This is a genomic window from Egibacteraceae bacterium, assembly GCA_040905805.1.
Lineage (GTDB): Bacteria > Actinomycetota > Nitriliruptoria > Euzebyales > Egibacteraceae > DATLGH01.
The window spans coordinates 1-4,398 of record JBBDQS010000105.1; the positions used below are offsets into that span (position 1 = coordinate 1).

At 71.1% G+C, this 4,398-nt stretch carries 4 protein-coding genes and 1 riboswitch; all 4 genes read left to right on the forward strand.

Annotated elements, in window-relative coordinates; all coding sequences use genetic code 11:
- The first annotated feature begins 875 nt into the window (after positions 1-875).
- A riboswitch (TPP riboswitch) is annotated at positions 876-991 on the forward strand.
- The gene (locus WD250_11720; GenBank protein ID MEX2620873.1) at positions 981-1,550 is read left to right on the forward strand and encodes a hypothetical protein; all 570 of its coding nucleotides are present in this window, start codon (positions 981-983) and stop codon (positions 1,548-1,550) included. Its footprint overlaps the riboswitch before it by 11 nt.
- On the forward strand, positions 1,547-2,182 hold the full coding sequence (locus WD250_11725; protein MEX2620874.1) for a hypothetical protein: 636 nt from the start codon (positions 1,547-1,549) through the stop codon (positions 2,180-2,182). Before WD250_11720 ends, WD250_11725 begins: the two co-directional genes overlap by 4 nt.
- Position 2,183: 1 nt before the next feature.
- Positions 2,184-2,846, forward strand: a complete 663-nt coding sequence (gene tenA, locus WD250_11730; GenBank protein ID MEX2620875.1) for a thiaminase II — start codon at positions 2,184-2,186, stop codon at positions 2,844-2,846.
- A gap of 435 nt (positions 2,847-3,281) precedes the next feature.
- On the forward strand, positions 3,282-4,398 hold a 1,117-nt coding region (locus WD250_11735), incomplete at its 3' end, for a DEAD/DEAH box helicase family protein (protein ID MEX2620876.1).

The window sequence follows — 4,398 nt, forward strand, 5'->3', positions numbered from 1 at the left end:
GGGATCCACCGAAAAAGTTGGCGTGTGACGGGGTCGCCTCAACGGAAAGTGCCCCCTGACCTGCAACAATGCGGGTATTCAAGAACCGCAGCACGCAGATCAGGAGGGCACCTTCGTGGTGAAAGCATCGCACAAACTCGCCCGGCTGTCAGTGACGTTCGACGACCCCAACCTGGTGTCGAATGCGGGGTTGTTGCTGCCCGCCACGCTGGCCGCACAGCTGGGGGTGCGTGAGACGGTTGACGCGCGGGTGGACCTGTCGGGCCGGGTGGGTGGGGCCAACACCGGGATCAAGGCGATGACGGTGGTCTCGGCGTTGCTGGCCGGCGCGGAGTGGATCGACGACGTCGACGTGCTACGCGCCGGCGCCAGCCAGGCGGTGTTGGACCACCAGGTGCGCGCCCCCTCCACGATCGGCACGTGGCTGCGCGCGTTCACCTGGGGGCACGTGCGCCAGTTGGAAGCCGCCGCCGGCGACGCGCTGGCCGCCGCGTGGGCGGTGGGCGCGGGCCCACGGTCGGGCGAGGCCCTGACCGTGGACCTGGACTCGACCCACTGCGAAACGTACGGGCTGGGCAAGCAGGGCGGGACCAAGGTCAACCGCGACGGCGCACGCGGCTACCACCCGCTGGTGGCGGTGGTCGACGGCTACGACCAGGTCGTGGCCAGCCGGCTGCGTGAAGGCCCCGCCAACGACGCCCGCGGCGCGGCCGGCTTCGCCGTGGAGGCGATCGGTCGTCTGCGGCGGGCGGGGGCGGGCGGGCCGGTGACCGTGCGCGCCGACGCGGGGCAGCGTCCCGCCTGGGTCCATCCGTGCTGCAAGCTGACCGCGACACCAAGCCCCTTTCAGGAACACGCGTGTGTGCGCTACGGTCTGCCAAAGCCGGGGGAGCTCCCAGAGCTGAGAGTGCGCAGGGCCGACCGCCTGTGGCGCAGACCCCTTGAACCTGAACCGGTTAACGCCGGCGGAGGGAGGCGCCATGGTTGGCATCGGGTTGGGCATCGCCGTGTTGGCTGTCACATTGACGGCGTGCGCGTGGGTGGGGTTCACGACGAGGGCGAGTGCGCTGGACATCGACGCGTTCACGGTCGCTCGGCCTACCGCAGACACCGGGCTGGCGGCGAGTCTGCGCACCGACCGTTGGCGGGCCTGGCTGATCGTGGTTCCGCTGTGCGCGGGCACCGTGGCGATGCTCGCCGGCCAGGTGCGTGGAGACGCCGCGACTGCCACGGATCTGACCAGCGCCAACATCGTCGGTGAGCGGCCGCAGACCAGCCGTGGTGGCGCGCGACTGGCGACGCTGGTGTGCATGGCGCCGGCCGTGCTGATGGCGCTACGCGGATACGGCGTGCTGCGCCGGCTTCTCATCGCCGACCTGCTGTGCGCTGGCACGGTCGTGCCGGCGCTGCTCGGCCTGTGGCGCCGCGCGACGCCTGCGGGCGCGCTGTCGGTCGCGGTCGCCGTCGCCTCGGATCAGCGCTTCGAGCTCGACGGTGTCGCCGTCGCCGTCGCCGTCGCCGCCCGCCGCCACGCCGAGGTGTGGGCATGAGCCTCGCGCGAGCGCTGCTCGACGACCACGCCGACCTGTGGTCGGCGATCACGGCCCATCCGTTCGTCGTGGGCGCGGCCGACGGGTCGCTGCCGCCCGCGGCGTTCGACCGTTGGATCGTCCAGGACCACCACTTCGTCGTCGGGTTCCGCCGCTACCTGGGGCGGATGCTGGAGCTCGCCCCCGACGAGGCCGCGCGTGACCTGCTCAGCGCGGGACTCGTTGCGCTCGCACCCGAGCTCGAGCTGTTCCGCGACGCCGCGCGCACCAACGGTCTGGACCTGGAGGCGGAGCCGAACCCGACGACGCTGGGCTACACCGCCTTCGTGCAGGCATCACCGGCAGACGGCTTCCTCGTCGCGCTGGCCGTGCTGTACGGCGCCGAGCGTGCCTATCACGACGCGTGGACGGCGGTGCGCCGCCAAGCCGAGAGATCATCACCGCACTGGCGCTTCATCGACAACTGGTCGTCGCCGGCCTTCGGCCGCTACGTCGACGAGATCGGCGCGACGATGGACCGGCTCGGGGGCGGTGGCGACGACGCCCGCGTCGCGCGCGCGTTCCGTCGTGTCGTCCGCTTCGAGCTGCGCTTCTGGGACGCCGTGCACGACAACGAGACATGGGAGCGCTGACATGGAGCTGACCGGCCAGCTGTGGTCGTCGATCACGCCGATCTACGACCGGATCCTGGCCCACCCTTTCGTCCAGGGCCTCACCGACGGCAGCCTCGACCGGGACAGCTTTCGCTTCTACGTCGTCCAGGACGCCCACTACCTGCGCGACTACGCCCGGGCGCTATCGCTGTGTGCCGCGCGCGCGCCGCGCGACGACGACATCGTGATGTTCTCCCGTCACGCCACCGGCGCCATCGAGGTGGAACGTCAGCTCCACGAGGGCTTCTTCGCCGAGCTCGGCCTGTCCGAAGACGACGTCGCGGCCACGCCTGTCGCTCCCACGTGCCTGGCGTACACCAGCTATCTGCTCGCTGTGTGCCATGGGGGCTCGTTCGCCGAAGCCGTCGCGGCCGTGCTGCCCTGCTACTGGATCTACTGGGAGGTTGGCAAGGCGCTGCTTGAGCGCGGGTCGCCCGACCCGCTGTACCAGCGGTGGATCGACACGTATGGCGGCGAGGAGTTCAGTGCGATCGTGCGCGACGTGCTCGCCGTGACCGACCGACTCGGCGACGAAGTGGACGCCGTCGAGCGGGCGCGCATGGCCGCGCACTTCGTGACGACCACGCGCTACGAGTGGATGTTCTGGGATGCGGGGTGGCGTCAGGAGCAGTGGCCGGTGTGACTCGCCGGTTCACACCGAACGCCGGTCACCGCGCTGAGGCCGGTGTGCTGGCTGTGGACGAGCGCGCCTTGGGCCGGGGCGTTGTCACACCCCCGGTGTTGGATGGGCCCATGACCGCCACCGCGCTGTCCGACCGCACCGCCCCGGCCCTCGCCGGCACGGCGGCTGTGGGCGAGCCCGCCCCGGGCGCGGGGCATTGTCGCACCCGGTGTGTGATGGCCCATGACCACCACCGCCCTGTCCGACCGCACCGCCCCGGCCCCCGCCGGCATGGCGGCTGTGGACCCGCGTACCCGGCCCGGGGCGTTGTCACACCCCTCTGCGCCACGAGGCGCTCTGCTGTAATGGGCTCCCCCCTTAGCGTCACCTGCACCACATGTCGTGGTCGCGCTGGTGGACCCCGCGTGTGTGCGGCCTGAGCGATGCGGCCGGTTCGTGCACGTCGACAAGCCTGCTCGCGGGTCGCGCAAGCCTGGCAGGGTGGTCTTTCCCCGCTACCACCAGTGGGACGCCGTGCGCCGGCTGGAGGCCGCCGCTCGCGAGGAGGGCGCCGGCCACTGCTACCTCGTGCAGCACTCGGCGGGGTCGGGCAAGTCCAACACGATCGCGTGGCTGGCCCACCGCCTGTCCACGCTGCACGCCGTCGACACGAAGGTGTTCGACAAGGTGGTGGTGATCACCGACCGGGTGGTGCTCGACCGTCAGCTGCAGGACACGATCTATCAGTTCGAGCACGCCCACGGCGTGGTGGAGCGCATCGACCGTTCGTCCCAGCAGCTGGCCGACGCGCTGGCCGGTGAGCAGGCCCGGGTCATCATCACCACGCTGCAGAAGTTCCCGTTCGTGCTCGACAAGGTCGCCGGCCTGCCCGAGCGCCGCTACGCGGTCATCGTCGACGAGGCGCACTCGTCCCAGACCGGCGAGGCCGCCAAGGAGCTGCGCCGCGTCCTCGGCGCCCGCACCGCCGACGACGAGGGCGACCTGCCCGCCGACGCGGTGGAGGAGGCGCTGGCCGCGGCCGTGGCCGCCCGGGGCCGTCAGGACAACATGAGCTTCTTCGCGTTCACCGCCACGCCCAAGGGCAAGACCCTGGAGCTGTTCGGCCGGCGCGACCCTGCCACCGACCGCCACGAGGCGTTCCACCTGTACTCGATGCGCCAGGCCATCGGCGAGGGCTTCATCGAGGATGTTCTGGCCAACTACACGACCTACCGCAGCTTCTTCCACCTGGAGAAGGCCATCACCGAGGATCCCGCGTACGCCACCGCGAAGGCCCGTCGGGCGATCGCCCGCTTCGTCACCCTCCACGAGCACAACCTCGCGCAGAAGGCCGAGATCGTCGTCGAGCACTTCCGCACCCACGTCGCCCACAAGATCGCCGGTCAGGCCAAGGCGATGGTGGTGTGCTCGTCGCGGGAGCACGCTGTGCGCTTCTGGCAGGCGCTGCGGGCCTATGTCACCGCCCACGGCTGCGACCTGGGTGTGCTCGTGGCGTTCTCTGACCAGGTGCGCCTGGACGGCGGCGAGCCGGTCACCGAGGCGCGCTGCAACG

What these genes read in the sequence shown, in the direction of transcription:
- WD250_11720 (MEX2620873.1), top strand. Translation starts at nt 981, where the DNA reads ATGGTTGGCATCGGGTTGGGCATCGCCGTGTTGGCTGTCACATTGACG.
- WD250_11725 (MEX2620874.1), top strand. Translation starts at nt 1,547, where the DNA reads ATGAGCCTCGCGCGAGCGCTGCTCGACGACCACGCCGACCTGTGGTCG.
- tenA (MEX2620875.1), top strand. Translation starts at nt 2,184, where the DNA reads ATGGAGCTGACCGGCCAGCTGTGGTCGTCGATCACGCCGATCTACGAC.